The organism is Clostridium sp. AF22-10 (assembly GCF_003478725.1).
Lineage (GTDB): Bacteria > Bacillota > Clostridia > Lachnospirales > Lachnospiraceae > Otoolea > Otoolea fessa.
In genome coordinates, this window is record NZ_QUFZ01000002.1 from 26,581 (window position 1) to 44,211 (window position 17,631).

The following is a 17,631-nucleotide window of genomic DNA, read 5'->3' on the forward strand; positions in this document are numbered from 1 at the left end:
TATTTTATAGAGGAGATTAAAAATTGACAGATAAAAATAGGATCCGCGTAGGCAGCCGCGACAGTGCGCTGGCAGTTGTTCAGTCAAAGATGGCGATCGCAGCGATGCAGAATGTCTGTCCGGAGACAGGATTTGAATTGATCACGATGAAAACGACGGGAGACAAGGTGCTTGACCGTCCACTCGATGCGGTTGGCGGCAGGGGATTGTTTGTAAAAGAGCTGGATCAGGCGCTTTATGAAGGGCGGTGCGAGCTGACAGTTCATTCCTTAAAAGATATGCCGCTCTGTCCGCCGGAGGAGCTGCCGGTGCTGGCGCTTTTAGAGCGCGAAGATTGCCGCGATGTGCTGGTTCTGCGTGAAGGCTTATCCGAGCTTCCGGCACACCCGGTAATTGGAACTTCCAGCCGCCGCCGCGTCCTACAGGGGCAGAGATTATTCCCGGATGCAGAATTTAAGGGGATCCGAGGCAACCTGAACACGCGTTTGCGAAAGCTCGATTCTGGCGAATATGATGCGCTGATTCTGGCAGCGGCGGGGCTGATTCGTCTGGGATTTGCAGATCGCATCAGCCGTTATTTTTCTGTGGAGGAAATGATCCCGTCAGCAGGACAGGGCATTCTGGCAATCCAGGGACGGCGTGACCGGGAGATCCCTTTTGTGAAAATGGTTCACTCTGAGGAGTCTGCGGTTTTAACCAGGGCAGAACAGGGCTTTGTCGCCACGCTTGGAGGCGGATGTTCGTCGCCGACAGCAGCTTCGGCGGTGCTTGAAAATGGAAAAATCAAGCTGCGAGGTCTTTATTATAAGGAAGAAACGGGAGAAGTCCGTATTGGTTCCATTGAGGGGGAGGCAGAGAAAGCAGCGGAGCTTGGAAGAAAATTGGCGGAACAGTTATCGGGAAAGCCTGCACTGTCTCCGCTGGGGAAAGTCTACCTTATCGGCTCGGGCCCTGGCGATGCAGGGCTTTTTACCCTGCGCGGCAGAGAACTTCTGGAGCAGGCGGATGCCGTCGTCTACGACGCTTTGGCAGGCGACGCGGTACTGGGCTGGATTCCGGAGCACACGCGGAAAATTGACGTTGGTAAACGGAGTGGACGCCATTCGAAGAAGCAGGAAGAAATCTTAGAAATTTTATTAGAGGAAGCGAAAAAGGGCGGAACGATCGTGCGCCTCAAGGGCGGGGATCCGTTCGTCTTTGGACGCGGCGGCGAAGAAGCCGAATTTTTAAAGAAACATCAGATCCCGTTTGAGGTGGTTCCGGGTATCAGCTCCAGCCTGGCAGTTCCGGCATATTTTGGCATCCCGGTGACGCACCGAGGATTGGCGGGATCGTTTCATGTGATTACCGGACATCGTATGGAGGGCATGCCGGCTCTGGATTTTGAGGCACTTGCTCGGGTCGGCGGCACCTTAATTTTTTTGATGAGTGTTGCGAATGCGCCGAGGATCTGTGAAGGGCTTCTGAGTGCGGGAATGAAACCGGAGACGCCGGCGGCATTTCTGATGAACGGAACCCTTGCGTCCCAGAGAATGATCCGCGCAACCCTGCAGACACTTCCGGAAGAGGGTGTGCGTCAGGGCGTCAAGGCGCCTGCCATCCTTGTGATCGGGGAGGTCTGTGCGCTTGCTGATACGTGTGCATGGAGAGAAGAAAAGCCGTTGGCAGGAAAACGGATCGTGATTACCCGCCCGAAGGAGCGCAGCCAGAAGCTGGCGGAACATCTGCGCGATGCCGGAGCGGAGGTGCTGGAATTTCCGACGATTGAGTTAAAACCGGTCTGGAAAAAATCAGAAAAAGCGGATGCTGGCACAGCGGATAAAGAAAAACTGTATGAACTGGTTCGGAATCTGGAATCGTATCACTGGCTGGTGCTCACGAGTCCGGCAGGGGCACAATATTTCTTTGAGCTTTTGAACCGGATGCAGAAAGATTTCAGGAGCCTCTCCCATCTGCGTTTTGCTGTGATCGGCGAGGGAACCGCGTCCGTCTGCCGGGAACACGGCATTTACCCAGATTATATTCCGGAGCGCTTTTATGCGGCAGATCTCGGAAAAGGGCTGGCAAAACGGGTGAAGCAGAACGAACGCGTATGCATCCTGCGCGCCAGACATGGTTCGCCGGAACTGACGCAGGCATTTGAAGCTGCCGGAATATCCTATATGGATGTGACACTTTACGATACGATCACGCCGGAGGAATCGCCGCTTGCAGCGCGCATCCGTGAACTCCTAAAAGAGGGCGCGATCGATGCGGCCACGTTTACGAGCGGATCGACGGTACAGGGATTCCTGGATATTTTACAGCCGGATAAGGAGACATTGAACGGATTTACAGCCGTCTGTATCGGAGAAAAGACAGAAAAAACCGCCAGCGCGGCGGGAATGAAAGCCGTACTGGCGGAGTCCGTCTCGGAAGAAGGGATTGAGCAGGCGCTCTATCATATGTAAACATATAAACAGACGTCTGTTCAGCAGGTTCATGAAGAAGTTTTCATATAGATTGTAAATGCCTGAACATACGGAACCGATAGAAGCGTGAGCGGGTAAATCAGCATTTTAGCTGTTTTTCTGCTGTAACCGGGCTTTTATGTTGTCCAGCAGCAGTGCAGAAACCCGCAGACCGCCGTAGCCGCTTCCAAGATGGATATCTGGTTTGTTGGCACCGTGAAAATCGGAACCGCCGGTGGAGACCAGACCGAGACGCGAAGCTATTTCACGTAAATGAAGACTGTCGGATTGAGAGTGTGAGGAATAATAAATCTCGATGCCCATCATTCCGGCTTCTTTTAAATAGGAGAGAAGCTGCTCGGTCTTTTTCCAGCCAAGTTTATACTGGAGAGGATGTGCGAGCGCTGGTAAACCGCCAGCTACACGGATCAGGCGGATCGCTTCCTCCGGCTCAATCATCTGCTTCGGGCGGTAATATTTTTTGCCGTCCCCGAGGTATTTATCAAATGCCTGGCTGACCGAAGTGACACAGCCTTTTTCAAGCAGTGCGCGTGCAAAATGGGCACGGGTGATGACAGTGTGTTCATTTCCGTGAATTAAATCTTCATATTTAATGGGAAATCCATCTGCCTGAAATAAAGCGAGAAGCTCTTCATTGCGCCGGTTGCGGATCTCGCGGACCTGCCGCAGTGCAGATAAAAGTTCCGGGCAGTGCGGGTTCAGGTAGAGCCCCAGAATATGGATTTCTTTTCCTTTATAAGGACTGGAAAATTCGGCACCGGGAATGACAGTCAGGGAGGAGTTCTCGGCTGCCTGCATGGCTTCCGCAACGCCGTCAACTGTATCATGATCCGTCAGCGCATAGGCGGTCAGACCGCATTGGAGCGCCAGCTTTGTCACTTCGGTGGGCGTGAGTGTTCCGTCCGAAGCAGTAGAATGAACGTGTAAATCAATTAACTGCATAGATGCAGACCTCCTTCTGCTGTAAGACTACCCGCATTAGATGGAAAAGTCAAGTATGCGGCAGATACCCGCTGCAGTTTGCCAGTGTGTAAACAGGAACAAAAATGATTGTTTACATCAGATATATTTGAAAGAAGAAGCGTTATACAAAAAACAGAGCGGCTGTGGAAATTTGTACCAGGAAAAGGTTGTGGGGATCAAAAAAATTTATAAGTTAATTTAAGAATTATGTTATTTTCTTTTCCTAGAATTGTGCTATACTGTAGCAGGGATATTTTCAAATAAACACATATAATAAAATTTCATGGAAAAGACGGACAGGTGATGGAAAATGAGTGAGTACAACAGAAATTCTTCAGGAGGAAGGAATTTTGAACATAGAGGATTGGAGGGCGGAACGCTGAGTTCGTACAGCCGTGCCGGACATAGCAGTACCGGGCATCGTTCGTCGTCCGGAACATCCAGCCATACAAAAAGTACAGATGCGCACACAAGCACGGGACGCCGGGATACTGCGATGAACCGGGCGGCAGCCGGTCGGAGTGGGCATACTTCCGGGCGTTATAAAAAGAAGAGAAGAAACCGTCTGGATATTACACAGATCCTTTTGATCGTGATCGGTGTCCTGGCGGTTATCCTGATAGCGGCGATTGCCTCCCGCGGGTGCGGTGGGGGCAGCGCGGCAGGCGGGGCGACCGAATCGGATGCCGTACAGGAGAGTACCGTGGCAGATGGAGCGGTGACCGTCAACGGCGTCAATATTTACGGAATGACGCAGGAGGAGGCGCGCAAGGCGATCCTTGATTCATTTGACTGGAAGATGAAGGTCAAATACGAGGACAAAGAGGCCGACGTCACCAATCTGATGGCGGATAAAGTTGATCAGCTTCTCGAGGAGATCTATGCAAGTGATCTGAAACCGGGTGAGACATATGAAATCAACACAGAAAATATGATCGAGGATGCCAAGGCAGAGGCAGCACTGATTGCCGGAAACTGGAACATGGCAGCCAAGAGCGGCGGTATCTCCGGTTACAATAAGGAAACGGGCAAGTTTGAGTTCAGCGAGGGCACCAAGGGACTTGTCATCGATCAGGACAAGCTGGCACAGGCGATGGTCGATGCGATTGACAAGAAAGAGTTTGATGCCGTTCTGACCGCAGAGACGAAGGAAGTCGCAGCGGATTCGTCGGTACAGGATAAGTACAAGACAATGTCCACCTACACAACCACGACGACCTCCAACAGCAACCGAAACGAGAATATCCGTCTGGCGGTCGCAGCGTTAAACGGAACGATTGTCAAACCAGGACAGGAATTTTCCTTTAACAATACGACCGGTGCGAGAACCGAAGAAAAAGGCTACAAGCCGGCAACCGCATACTTAAATGGCGAGGTTGTCCAGGAGCCAGGCGGCGGCGTCTGCCAGGTATCTTCGACCTTATATAACGCGGTTGTATTTGCGGGGCTTAAAAGTACGGAGCGCCACGCACACAGCTACGAGCCGTCCTACGTTACACCGGGCGAGGATGCGGCAGTCAGCTACGGCGGACCGGACTTCAAGTTCGTCAACAACTCGGAATATCCGCTGGCTATCAAGGCAAGCTTCAGCGCATCTGATCGAAAACTGACGATCGCACTGTATGGAGTTCCGATTCTGAAAGAGGGTGTCAAGATTCGTATGTCTTCTGAGAAGACAGGCGAGATTGATCCGCCGTCTGCGGTTTATACCGAGGATGGTTCCCTGCAGCCGGGTCAGGAAGTGCAGACAAAGGCAGCGACTCCGGGCAGCCGCTGGTCCACGGATCTGGTTACCTATGAGAATGATAAAGAAGTGAGTCGTGAATTTTTTCACAATAGCAGCTATCGTGGAAAGGCAGCGCAAATCAAACGTAACAGTTCCGCTACTGTAGCGACCAACGCAACGGAGACAACGGCGGCAGCAGAGAGCACCGCAGCTGAGACAAATGCAGCTAATGAGAGCACAGCGGCACATGAGACAACCACAGCGGCACCGTCCAGCCCTGACGGCGAGACAAAAGCTCCGACCACGACAGCGGCGGCATCCAACGAAGGACCACAGGAGACAACTCCAGAGCCAGAGGAAACGAACCCGGTTGTGGAAGCAAATGGACCTGGAAGCAATTAAAATCAAGGCAAAACTAAGGTGAAATATAGAAAGTGCTGTAAGATAGATTGCAAAAATGAATGATAAAAGGGCATTCAAGCGGCATTTGAATGAAAAGCACCGCTGGATGGAGAGTCTTTCTTCATCTGGCGGCGCTTTTTTTCATATTTTATGGTTTTATCGACTATCTGAAAAAACAGTAGACAGCTTTTTTGTAATTGTTCGAAAAATAATACCGGATATAAATCAAATTTATTTGCATTTTGACGAGAATTTGTTATAATATTATCAGGTAAATTTCCAGGACAATCTATTTGGGGAGATTTATTACTGAATACATTCACTATCAATAGGAGGAATATTCATTATGGCAAGAAAGATGAAAACCATGGATGGAAACCACGCAGCAGCGCATGCTTCTTACGCATACACCGACGTGGCAGCTATCTATCCGATTACCCCTTCTTCTCCGATGGCTGAGGCTACCGATGAATGGGCAACAGACGGAAGAACCAATATTTTCGGCCACACAGTTCAGATTACAGAGATGCAGTCTGAGGCAGGTGCAGCAGGTGCAGTACACGGATCTCTGGCAGCAGGTGCGCTGACAACCACGTACACCGCTTCCCAGGGTCTGCTTCTGATGATCCCGAACTTATACAAAATTGCAGGTGAGCAGCTCCCGGGCGTATTTAATGTTTCTGCTCGTGCACTGGCCAGCCATGCGTTATCCATCTTTGGTGACCATTCTGATATTTATGCGTGCCGTCAGACAGGCTGCGCGATGCTGTGTGAATCCAGCGTACAGGAAGTTATGGATTTAACCCCGGTTGCACATCTGGCATCCATCAAGGGCAAGATTCCATTCATTAACTTCTTTGATGGTTTCCGTACATCCCATGAGATTCAGAAGATCGAGACCTGGGATTATGAAGATCTGAAAGATATGGCAGATATGGATGCAATCGATGCATTCCGTAAGAATGCACTGAACCCGAACCACCCGTGTCAGCGCGGTTCTGCTCAGAACCCGGATATCTTCTTCCAGGTAAGAGAGGCTTGCAACCCGTACTACGATGCACTTCCGGCGATTGTTCAGGAATACATGGACAAGGTCAATGAGAAGATTGGCACAGACTACAAGCTGTTCAACTACTATGGCGCTCCGGATGCAGAGCACGTTATCATCGCAATGGGTTCTGTCAACGATACCATCGAGGAGACGATCGATTACCTCGTAGCAGCTGGAAAGAAAGTCGGCGTTGTAAAGGTTCGCCTGTACCGTCCGTTCGTAGCCAGCGCACTGGTAGACGCTATTCCGGATACAGTTAAGCAGATTTCCGTATTAGACCGCACCAAAGAGCCAGGTTCCCTTGGCGAGCCGCTTTACCTTGATGTAGTAGCAGCATTAAAGGGTACAAAATTCGATCAGACTCCGATCTTCACAGGTCGTTACGGACTTGGTTCCAAGGATACCACACCGGCTCAGATCGTAGCTGTATATGAGAACACAACCAAGAAACAGTTCACCATCGGTATCGTAGATGATGTTACCAACCTTTCCCTGGAGCTTGGCGCACCGCTTGTTACCACTCCGGAAGGAACTGTAAACTGTAAGTTCTGGGGTCTTGGTGCCGACGGTACTGTAGGTGCAAACAAGAACTCTATCAAGATCATCGGCGATAATACCGATATGTACGCACAGGCTTACTTCGATTATGACTCCAAGAAATCTGGTGGTGTTACAATGTCCCACCTTCGTTTCGGTCATAAACCGATCAAATCCACCTACCTGATCCACAAGGCAAACTTTGTTGCCTGTCACAACCCGGCTTACATCCGTAAGTACAACATGGTTCAGGAACTGGTTGACGGCGGTACATTCCTGTTAAACTGCCCGTGGAACATGGAAGAGCTGGAGCAGCACTTACCGGGACAGGTTAAGAAGTTCATCGCTGACCACAAGATTAAATTCTACACCATCGACGGTGTTAAACTGGGTATCGAGACCGGTATGGGTCCGACCCGTATCAATACCATCCTTCAGTCCGCATTCTTCAAGCTGGCAAATATTATTCCGGAGGAGAGAGCGATCGAACTGATGAAGGCTGCTGCAAAGGCAACCTACGGTCGTAAGGGCGAAGATGTTGTTAAGAAAAACTGGGCTGCTATCGATGCAGGCGCTCAGAACGTTGTAGAGATTCAGGTTCCGGAAAGCTGGAAGAACGGCGAGGACGAGGGACTTGAGATGACTCACGCAACCGAGGGAAGAGCAGACGTTGTTAAGTTTGTCAATACCGTTCAGGCTGCTGTCAATGCTCAGGAGGGTAACAACCTGCCGGTATCTGCATTTACCGATTATGTAGATGGTACAACTCCGTCTGGTTCCGCTGCATACGAGAAACGTGGTATCGCAGTCAATGTACCGGTTTGGAATCCGGACAACTGTATCCAGTGTAACTTCTGTTCTTATGTGTGCCCGCACGCAGTTATCCGCCCGATCGCGATGACCGAGGAAGAGGCTGCTGCCGCTCCGGAAGGAACAAAGACACTGCCGCTTACAGGTATGCCGCAGTACAAGTTCGTGATGACTATTTCTTCTCTGGATTGTACCGGATGTGGTTCCTGTGCAAATGTCTGCCCGGGCAAGAAGGGTGAGAAAGCACTTACGATGGTAAGTCTTGACAAGAATCTGGAGGCTCAGAAGGGTTATGACTACGGTCAGACACTTCCGATCAAACAGGATGTCATTGATAAATATAAAGAGACAACCGTTAAGGGAAGCCAGTTCAAACAGCCGTTACTTGAGTTCTCCGGCGCTTGTGCAGGATGCGGCGAGACTCCGTACGCAAAACTGATTACTCAGCTGTTCGGCGATCGTATGTACATTGCCAACGCAACCGGATGCTCCTCTATCTGGGGCAACTCTTCACCGTCCACACCTTACACCATGAACAAGGCTGGCAAGGGCCCGGCTTGGGACAACTCCCTGTTCGAGGACAACGCAGAGTTCGGTTATGGTATGCTTCTGGCTCAGAACGCAATCCGTGACGGCTTAAAGGGTAAGGTTGAGGCTGTGATGGCGGCAGAACAGGCGACCGATGAAGTGAAAGCAGCTTGCAAAGAGTGGCTGGATACTTACGGAATCGGTGCATTGAACGGCGCAGCTACCGACAAGCTGGTAGAGGCTCTGGACGGCATCGACTGCCCGAACTGCAAGGATATTGTGAAGAACAAAGACTTCCTCGCTAAGAAATCCCAGTGGGTATTCGGTGGCGACGGTTGGGCTTACGATATCGGTTTCGGCGGTGTTGACCACGTACTTGCTTCCGGCAAGGATATCAACATCATGGTATATGATACCGAGGTTTACTCCAACACAGGCGGACAGTCCTCTAAGGCAACTCCGACCGGTGCAGTTGCACAGTTCGCAGCAGGTGGTAAAGATGTGAAGAAGAAAGATCTTGCTTCCATCGCTATGAGCTATGGCTATGTATACGTTGCCCAGATCTCCATGGGTGCTGATTATGCTCAGACTGTTAAGGCAATCGCTGAGGCAGAGGCATATCCGGGTCCGTCCTTAGTTATTGCATATGCTCCGTGTATCAACCACGGTATCAAGAAAGGTATGGACAAGGCTCAGACCGAGGAGAAACTGGCGGTAGAGTGCGGTTACTGGCACAACTTCCGTTACAATCCGGCTGCAGAGGACAAGAAGTTCACTCTGGACAGCAAGGCACCGACAGGTGACTACCAGGCATTCTTAAAGGGTGAGGTTCGTTACGCATCTCTGGCTCTGAAGAATCCGGATAGAGCCGGCGCGCTGGATGCAAAGAACGAGGAAGAGGCAAAGGCTAGATACCAGTACCTGAACAAGCTCGTTACTCTGTATTCAAACAATTAATGAATCACTGATTCATGAATATATGACATACGATATATAAAACGTATGACTGCAGAAGCTCCGTCGAAAGATGGAGCTTTTGTTGTGTAATAGAAAATTCCTTGGAATTCCCTATTACACAACAAGGCACATTCTTTTTTTAAGGGGGAAAATCGTATAATAGAGTGTTTTTGTGGTATCCTGTATATGAAAAGGATCTGAAAATTATATGCTTCAATAAAACAGGAAAATAAAAAATATTTCAGGCAATGTTGAGAGAGCTAATTCGGTATAGCATTTAGAAAGCGGGGAAATCAGGATGGCACAGGGCAAAGATTTTTATATTCCATTTCAGAATGGGAGCGGCAGAATCCATGGCATCTGCTGGGAGCCGGAGGAAACACCGTGGGCGGTCATTCAGGTGGCGCACGGTATGATCGAGCACATTGGCAGATACGAAGAATTTGCACAGGCGATGAACCGGGCGGGGATTGCGGTCATCGGGCACGATCATCCGGGACATGGACGGACAGCAAAACCAGGGGAATTAGGCGAGTTCGCGGAGAAAAATGGTGTCCGCCGCGTGAACGGTGCGATGGCGCAGGTGGCACGTTTTGCGAAACACAAGTTTCAGGGCATTCCGCATATTCTTCTGGGGCACAGCATGGGTTCGTTTTTTGGACGCCGTTTTATCACGCATTATGGAGAATGGCTGGACGGCGCAATTTTCATGGGAACCGGAAGCCAGCCGGAACCACTTTTGTGGCTGGGCGGAACCGTCGTGGCAGCGGCAGCGTGGCTGGAAGGAAGAAATGGACGAAATGAGCGGCTGCACCAGCTGGTTCTTGGAAGCTATAACCGCTATTTTGAAAAAGGAAAAACGGAACATCAATGGCTGTCGCGCGTGACGGAGGAGGATGAAAAATACGAGGCGGATCCATACTGCCAGTTTTTATTTACCGATGGGGCATTCGTCGATTTTTTCCAGGTCATGCTGGATTTGAAGCGGAAGAGAGGCTTTGATGGAATTCCGAAAAATCTGCCGATTCTGCTGATATCGGGAGAGGAGGACCCGGTCGGAGAAGGCGGACGCGGTGTGCGGCGCGCGATGGAAGATCTGCAAGAAACCGGATGTACCAATGTGGCGATGCAACTTTATCCGGGGGCAAGGCATGAACTGTTTCATGAGACCAACCGGGAAGAGGTATTTGGTGATATTGTGGACTGGGTAAGTAAATTATAAGTAATACTTATAACTTACTTAATGAAAAATAATATACAAATGAAAAAACAATCTTTACAGTTCATATGCTTTTTTTTATAATTGAGAATGTTTTGGAAACTGAGTAAAAAGGTAGTTTTAAATTGGGTACAGGGAGAGAAAATCTATGGAAAATGAAAAGAAATTTACGGGACCTGCCTATGAGTTTGAGGCGAAGATGCCGTTAAAACAGGCGATTCCGCTGGGACTGCAGCACGTGCTTGCGATGTTTGTCGGTAACCTGACACCACTTCTGATCATCACAGGCGCCTGTGGTATCACGGGCGGAAACGATCTGGCACAGCTGCAGATCGAGCTTCTGCAGAATGCGATGTTGGTGGCGGGACTGATCACGCTGCTGCAGTTATTTTCGGTTGGTCCGGTCGGCGGCAAGGTTCCGATTATCATGGGAACCAGCTCTGGTTTCATCGGTGTATTCAACAGCGTGGCGGCTACGATGGGCGGCGGTATTTTAGCGTACGGCGCCATTATGGGTGCTTCGATCATCGGCGGTCTGTTCGAGAGTGTGCTTGGATGCTTCTTAAAGCCGCTTCGCCGATTTTTCCCGTCGGTCGTAACAGGTACGGTCGTTCTTTCGATTGGTCTGTCATTGATCGGGGTCGGCGTCAATTCCTTCGGCGGCGGCAGCTCGGCGCAGGACTTTGGTTCCATGGAAAATATGCTGCTTGCTATTTTTGTCCTGATTGTGATTCTGGCAGTGAAGCACGGAACGAAGGGATATTTAAGTTCTTCCTCGATTCTGGTCGGAATTATTGCCGGTTATGCTGTAGCATTCATCATGGGTCTGGTGCTTCCGCACACGGGCATTGCAGCGGACGGAACCGAATATACCAAAGCATGGGTATTAAACTGGGATAAGGTAGCACAGGCGAGCTGGATCAGCATTCCGCCGATCGTCCCGGTTAAAATTGTCTTTGATATGCGCGCAATTTTGCCGGTTCTTATCATGTTTATTGTAACCGCTGTTGAGACGGTCGGAGATATTTCCGGTGTCGTTGAGGGCGGTATGGACCGTGAGGCGACCGATAAAGAGCTTTCCGGCGGCGTTATCTGCGATGGACTTGGTTCCAGTATTGCGGCGCTGTTCGGTGTTCTTCCGAACACTTCGTTCAGCCAGAACGTAGGTCTGGTTACAATGACAAAGGTAGTCAACCGCATGGCACTTGCAACCGGTGCGGTGTTCCTGATTCTGTGCGGTCTGATTCCGAAGCTGGGTGCGATCGTTTCGATCATGCCGCAGTCGGTACTGGGAGGCGCAGCGGTTATGATGTTCTCTTCGATCGTAGTTAGCGGTATTCAGCTTATCACGAAAGAGAAGATGACTTCACGCAACCTGACCATCGTCTCTGTTGCACTGGGTGTTGGTTACGGCATGGGTGCACATGCAACCATCCTTTCCAAGATGCCGGAAGCAATTCAGCTTGTATTCGGCGGATCTGGTATCGTTCCGGCAGCTTTCATGGCGATTATCCTGAATGTGCTGCTGCCGAAGGATGAGGCGTAAGAAATAGGAAGATTAGAAAAAGGTCATAGGTACATAAAAATATAAGATCCATCTATAAAATATGGAATGTATGGCTGAAAGTGATACGTAGATTGATAAAAAGGGACTGGCATCATGCTGCATGTGTGATGTCAGTCCTTATAGTTTTATTCGATTGTTACCAGATTCTCCAGGCGTTTGAGCTCCTCCGGCGTGTCTACATCCATCAATTCCTCCGGCACTTCGGCAGTCACATACTGGACAACGTCCGGATGCTGGCGGAGAACATGGCTTCCGCCAGCTTTTTCCGGTAGATGGAGCAGTTCGTCAAAATATGCCCGGTCGAAGAGAATCGGGCTTCCGACGGTGGTTGAGACGGAAGGTTCGGGAGAAGCCGTCATTTGGATGCTGCAGAGCTGTACGATCGGTGATTTTTCTGCAATTCCTGAATTTTGAGGCAATTTTGATTCCAAAATGGTAAAATCAGAATCTGGGAAAACAGATTCAGAGTGACCTGGTGATATTTTGCATTCGAGATAGCGCCGGCATATCCGTTCCAGTGTCCGTGGACGCAGAAGCGGCTGATCGCCGAGTGCAAAGAGACAGCCTGATAAATCCGGGTGCCTTTTTAACATGTGTGTAAGTCCCAGGCAGAGCGCCTCGTTCCGATTGGGAAGTGTATGAATCAGCACCGGAATTCCCAGGGACTGACAGTAATCGTGAACCTCCCGGGAGCGCGTCACAACGAGACGATCGGCAAAGAGCGGAACAGAACCGGTCACATCCAGTACCGAGTGGATGAGCGGAGCACCGTGGAACGAAGCCATGAGCTTGTTCGAGCCGAAACGTTTTCCAAGACCGGAGGCCATAATGATGCAGGCGATCCGGACCTCGTTTGAATTTTGCAAACAAGTGAAAGAGGACGTTTGTGTTCCAGAAGAGAAAAAAACAGATTTCCGCCTGCAAAAAAAATCTTCATATAACTGTTGTCCACTCTCCGTACACGCATCCCGATATGCCTCATACTTAGCCAGAAACTCCCTCGCCTCCGCCGTTATCTGGCTGCCACCGCCGCCTTTTCCGCCGGTGGTGCGGACGGTCAGCGGAAATCCAAGTGTGGTTTCGGCATCGCGGATAATCCGAAGTGCCTTTGTATACGCCATATTCATGGACAGAGCGGCGGAGCGGAGCGAGCCGGTTTCATCGATGGCATGAAGAAGCTGACGAGGACCTTCGCCAAAGAAACGATGGTTTTCGTCATTGCAGAGGTAGGTACGGATGGATGGTTTCATAGTTTTTATCAAATCCTCCTAATCTTTTCTGGAAAAAGGGGTCTCGTTGTATTTTAAAAATAACAGCGGAATTATACCATGTTTTATGCTATAATAAAAGATGGATAATTTTGTTATTTAAGAAATAGATGAAAAAGAGGAAAAACCTATGATGACGATTCGAGAATATAAACGGGTAGAAAGCCTGGAGGAAGCCTGGGAGCTGAATCAGAAAAAAGCGAACCGGGTGATAGGCGGTATGATCTGGCTGAAGATGAGCCGGGGCAATGTAGGAACCGCGATTGATATTTCAGGGCTGGGGCTGGATCAGATAGAGGAGACAGAGGATGCGTTTGAGATTGGCGCGATGGTTACCCTGCGCCAGCTGGAAGAACATCCGGGATTGGCGGCATACACAGATGGTGCCATGCGCGAGTCGGTGCGCCATATCGTCGGCGTGCAGCTTCGGAACCTGGCGACAGTCGGAGGCAGTATCTATGGCAGATTTGGATTTTCAGATGTCCTGACGATGTTCCTGGCGATGGACACCGAAGTGGAACTTTACAAAGCTGGACGGATGCCGTTGGTGGAATTTGCAAAACAGATCGGCGGTCGGGACATTTTAGTCAAATTAATTGTCCATAAAGACAAAGCCGTATATCACTACCAGTCTGTGCGGAATACGCAGACTGATTTTCCAGTGCTGACCTGTGCGGCGGCGAAACGGGCGGATGGAGCATATCGTTTTAGCATCGGTGCACGTCCGGGGCGTGCTGTGTTGTTCGAGGCATCAGCGGAGACAATACAGGCGCTTATAGAGGAAAAGCAAAAGGCTGAAACAAAAGCAGATGCGGATGCCGATACCAGAGAAAAGCAGGACAAGACGCAGACCGGGAAGAAAGCAGCCTGTCTTGCAAAGTGGATCCGTGATCAGGTTCAGACGTCTTCAAATATGCGCGGCAGCGCTGAATACCGGAAACATTTAACCGGTGTTCTGATAAAGCGGGCGGTGCGTGTGCTGGAAGAGTGCTAAACGAAATAGGACAATAAAATGATCGTATAACAGTATGAATATTAGGAGATTCACATATGATGCAGATAACGATTACTCTAAATGGAACGAAGATTTCCCCGGAGATTGAACCGGATACGCTTCTGATTGATCTGGTACGCAGTCAGGGCTGTTACAGTGTCAAGCGCGGCTGCGAGACGGCAAACTGCGGACTCTGTACCGTATTTCTGGATGAAAAACCAGTGCTTTCCTGTTCCGTGCTGGCGGCGCGGGCGGACGGTCACAGCGTGACGACGCTGGAAGGACTCCAGGAGGAGGCAAAAGAATTTGGCGCATTCATTGCCGATCAGGGAGCCGAACAGTGCGGCTTCTGTAATCCGGGCTTTATCATGAATGCGCTGGCGCTGTTCCGGGAAAAAGAGTTCCCGGAGGAGGATGAAATCCGCGAATATCTGGCAGGAAACCTGTGCCGCTGTTCCGGTTATGAAGGACAGCTTCGCGGCATTCTGGCATTTTTAGACTGGAAGAGAGAAAAACAGAAGGAGGCGGCAGAATGAGAGTAGTCAATACTTCTGTACGAAAAAAAGATGCGATGCAGCTGGTAACCGGACAGCCGGTTTACGTGGATGATCTGGCGCCGCAGGACTGCCTGATCGTCAAACTTCTGCGTTCCCCGTATGCGAATGCGATGGTAAAAACGATCAACACCGCGATCGCAATGAAAGTTCCGGGCATCGAGGCAATTTATACCTGGGAGGATGTGCCGCAGGATGCAAAGCGCTACACACAGGCGGGGCAGACATACCCGGAGGCGAGCCCGTATGACCGTCTCCTGATCGACCGCCATGTCCGTTTTCAGGGCGATATCGTGGCGATTGTAGCAGGAAAAGATGAAAAATGTGTCGATAAAGCACTCCGCCTGATCAAGGTACAGTATGAAGTCTTAGAGCCGGTTCTGGATTTCCATACGTCAAAGGACAACCCGATCCTGGTTCACCCAGAGGACAACTGGGAGAGTCTTGCTCCGGTCGGCGCAGACAACAAGCGCAACCTCTGCGCGCACGATGAGTGCGGCAACGGGGATGTCGAGGCGGTTTTAAAGGACTGCGACATCGTGATTGATCATGTATACCACACAAAGCCGTGCCAGCAGACGATGATGGAGACATTCCGTACCTATTGTTCGATCGATACCTACGGAAGATTAAATATTTTAAGTTCCACGCAGATCGTGTTCCACTGCCGCAGAATCGTGGCAAATGCGCTTCATATCCCGAAGTCGATGGTGCGCGTGAGCAAGCCGAGAATCGGCGGGGGTTTTGGTGCGAAGCAGACGGCGGTCTGTGAAGTCTATCCGGCATTCGTTACCTGGATGACGAAAAAACCGTCGAAGCTGATTTATAGCCGGATGGAGGCACAGACGGCGTCTTCGCCGCGCCATGAGATGGAGATGCATGTGCGTCTGGGCGCGATGAAGGACGGCACGATCCGCGGCATCGATCTTTACACATTGTCCAATACCGGTGCTTACGGCGAGCATGGACCGACAACCGTTGGGCTGTCAGGACACAAATCGATCCCGTTGTATGGAAGTGTCGAAGCATTCCGCTTTATCAGCGATGTTGTCTATACGAATATCATGTCGGCAGGCGCGTACCGTGGCTATGGTGCGACACAGGGACTTTTCGCGATCGAGTCGGCGGTCAATGAGCTGGCAGACCAGATTCAGATGGATCGCTTTGAGATCCGCCTGAAAAACATGGTTAAAGAGGGCGATCTGATGCCAGCATATTATAATCAGGTTAATACAAGCTGCGCACTCGACCGTTGTGTAAAAAAAGTGCGTGAGATGATCGGCTGGGAAGACAAATATCCGGTGCGTGACATGGGCAATGGCAAGGTCCGCAGCGTCGGCATGGGTATGGCGATGCAGGGATCGGCAATCACGGCGATGGATGTCGGAAGTGCCCGTCTCAAAGTCAACGACGAAGGGTTCTATACATTGTCGCTCGGAGCGGCAGATATGGGAACCGGCTGTGACACGATTCTGGCGCAGATTGCGGCGGAAGTGCTGGAATGTCCAATCGACGCGATCACGGTGCTGGGCGCGGACACGGATTCATCCCCGTATGACTCAGGTTCTTATGCATCGAGTACGACCTATCTGACCGGAAAAGCGACCGAACGGTGTGCGCTGCGCCTGCGTGAGCAGATCTGTAAACTGGGTGCAGAGCTTCTGGGCGTCCCGGCGGATGCAGTGGAATTTGACGGAAAAGAGGTATTCACAACCGAAAAAGCCGGGGATGAGACGAAGAAGATCGCTCTGGCTGATATCGCAACGGCATCCATGTACGGGCATGAAATTCCGCTGGAGGTAACCGAGTCGAGAACCGCCCACATTTCCCCGCCTCCGTTTATGGCAGGTGCGGTTGAGCTTGAGATTGATATGGAGACAGGCGAAACCAGCGTTATTAATTATGCGGCAGCGGTAGACTGCGGTACACCGATCAATCCGAATCTGTCCCGCCTGCAGGTTGAGGGCGGTCTGATGCAGGGAATCGGCATGGCGCTGACGGAAAATATTACCCGCAATGCACAGGGTGGTGTGCGTGAAAATTCCCTGATGCAGTATAAGATTCCGACCCGGATTGACTATGGACATTTAAACGTTGAATTTGAGAGCAGTTATGAGCCATCTGGTCCGTTCGGAGCAAAGTCGATCGGCGAGATTGTTATCAACACGCCGCTTCCGGCGATTGCTGATGCGGTGTACAATGCAGTCGGAAAACGATTCTATGAGCTTCCGATCACGCCGGAGCAGATTGCACGCGCGGCGGCAGAGAAGCTGGGAGAAGATTTTATTTAAAGAGATAGATTAAAAACAAAAAGCTGCAGCAGAATGTTATATGTTAGCATTTTGCGGCAGCGTTTTGTTTTTTTTGTGCGCACAATGTCAATTAATTAGTGTCATAGTTCTAAGCTGTTTTGGCTTGCATTCTGCCGCAGGTCTATATATAATGAAAGAGTGAATATCTATTTTAGGTCTGGTAAATCTGATTTCATGATTCAAATCTATTTATTTTAATTTCAAATCAAATTCAAGTAGAATCTCTTTTATCTCAGGATATCATTAAAAGTATCCAAATTTTAAGCCTGTAT

General features: G+C 50.3%; 10 protein-coding genes. 8 read left to right on the forward strand and 2 right to left on the reverse strand.

From position 1 onward, the window contains the following. Positions 1-23 precede the first annotated feature (23 nt). Entirely contained in the window at positions 24-2,450 is a 2,427-nt protein-coding gene (gene hemC / locus DWX91_RS01560) for a hydroxymethylbilane synthase (protein WP_243017817.1), read from the forward strand. 108 nt (positions 2,451-2,558) lie between these two features. Here hemC and DWX91_RS01565 read toward each other — a convergent pair whose 3' ends face one another. Next, a complete protein-coding gene (locus DWX91_RS01565) occupies positions 2,559-3,413 on the reverse strand; it encodes a PHP domain-containing protein (protein ID WP_118472656.1) in 855 nt (284 codons plus the stop codon). A 331-nt stretch (positions 3,414-3,744) separates the two neighbouring features. On the opposite strand from DWX91_RS01565, the gene DWX91_RS01570 reads away from it, so the two are divergent. The 4 genes from DWX91_RS01570 to DWX91_RS01585 all read left to right on the forward strand — a co-directional run bounded on the left by DWX91_RS01570 (position 3,745) and on the right by DWX91_RS01585 (position 12,210). Continuing rightward, on the forward strand, positions 3,745-5,562 hold the full coding sequence (locus tag DWX91_RS01570) for a VanW family protein (RefSeq protein ID WP_243017816.1): 1,818 nt from the start codon (positions 3,745-3,747) through the stop codon (positions 5,560-5,562). A 346-nt stretch (positions 5,563-5,908) separates the two neighbouring features. After that, positions 5,909-9,445, forward strand: a complete 3,537-nt coding sequence (gene nifJ, locus DWX91_RS01575; RefSeq protein WP_118472655.1) for a pyruvate:ferredoxin (flavodoxin) oxidoreductase — start codon at positions 5,909-5,911, stop codon at positions 9,443-9,445. A gap of 298 nt (positions 9,446-9,743) precedes the next feature. After that, positions 9,744-10,667 (forward strand): alpha/beta hydrolase, encoded by a 924-nt coding sequence (locus tag DWX91_RS01580; protein WP_118538211.1) that lies wholly within the window; start codon positions 9,744-9,746, stop codon positions 10,665-10,667. 145 nt (positions 10,668-10,812) lie between these two features. Continuing rightward, on the forward strand, positions 10,813-12,210 hold the full coding sequence (locus DWX91_RS01585) for a uracil-xanthine permease family protein (protein ID WP_106999933.1): 1,398 nt from the start codon (positions 10,813-10,815) through the stop codon (positions 12,208-12,210). A gap of 146 nt (positions 12,211-12,356) precedes the next feature. On the opposite strand, the gene DWX91_RS01590 is transcribed toward DWX91_RS01585, so the two are convergent. Next, complete coding sequence (locus DWX91_RS01590) at positions 12,357-13,481, reverse strand: NTP transferase domain-containing protein (protein ID WP_118472653.1); 1,125 nt, start codon at positions 13,479-13,481, stop codon at positions 12,357-12,359. Between the two features lie 148 nt (positions 13,482-13,629). On the opposite strand from DWX91_RS01590, the gene DWX91_RS01595 reads away from it, so the two are divergent. The 3 genes from DWX91_RS01595 to DWX91_RS01605 are packed head-to-tail and all read left to right on the forward strand — an operon-like array spanning position 13,630 to position 17,338. Next, positions 13,630-14,493, forward strand: coding sequence for an FAD binding domain-containing protein (locus DWX91_RS01595; protein ID WP_118472652.1), 864 nt, complete (start codon positions 13,630-13,632; stop codon positions 14,491-14,493). Positions 14,494-14,552: 59 nt separating this feature from the next. After that, entirely contained in the window at positions 14,553-15,029 is a 477-nt protein-coding gene (locus DWX91_RS01600; RefSeq protein ID WP_107000403.1) for a (2Fe-2S)-binding protein, read from the forward strand. Further along, a complete protein-coding gene (locus DWX91_RS01605; RefSeq protein ID WP_118468604.1) occupies positions 15,026-17,338 on the forward strand; it encodes a xanthine dehydrogenase family protein molybdopterin-binding subunit in 2,313 nt (770 codons plus the stop codon). Before DWX91_RS01600 ends, DWX91_RS01605 begins: the two co-directional genes overlap by 4 nt. Positions 17,339-17,631: the final 293 nt, after the last annotated feature.

Coding starts and splice junctions, on each gene's coding strand:
- DWX91_RS01565 (WP_118472656.1), bottom strand. CDS start 3,413: ATGCAGTTAATTGATTTACACGTTCATTCTACTGCTTCGGACGGAACA.
- DWX91_RS01570 (WP_243017816.1), top strand. CDS start 3,745: ATGAGTGAGTACAACAGAAATTCTTCAGGAGGAAGGAATTTTGAACAT.
- nifJ (WP_118472655.1), top strand. CDS start 5,909: ATGGCAAGAAAGATGAAAACCATGGATGGAAACCACGCAGCAGCGCAT.
- DWX91_RS01580 (WP_118538211.1), top strand. CDS start 9,744: ATGGCACAGGGCAAAGATTTTTATATTCCATTTCAGAATGGGAGCGGC.
- DWX91_RS01585 (WP_106999933.1), top strand. CDS start 10,813: ATGGAAAATGAAAAGAAATTTACGGGACCTGCCTATGAGTTTGAGGCG.
- DWX91_RS01590 (WP_118472653.1), bottom strand. CDS start 13,481: ATGAAACCATCCATCCGTACCTACCTCTGCAATGACGAAAACCATCGT.
- DWX91_RS01595 (WP_118472652.1), top strand. CDS start 13,630: ATGATGACGATTCGAGAATATAAACGGGTAGAAAGCCTGGAGGAAGCC.
- DWX91_RS01600 (WP_107000403.1), top strand. CDS start 14,553: ATGCAGATAACGATTACTCTAAATGGAACGAAGATTTCCCCGGAGATT.
- DWX91_RS01605 (WP_118468604.1), top strand. CDS start 15,026: ATGAGAGTAGTCAATACTTCTGTACGAAAAAAAGATGCGATGCAGCTG.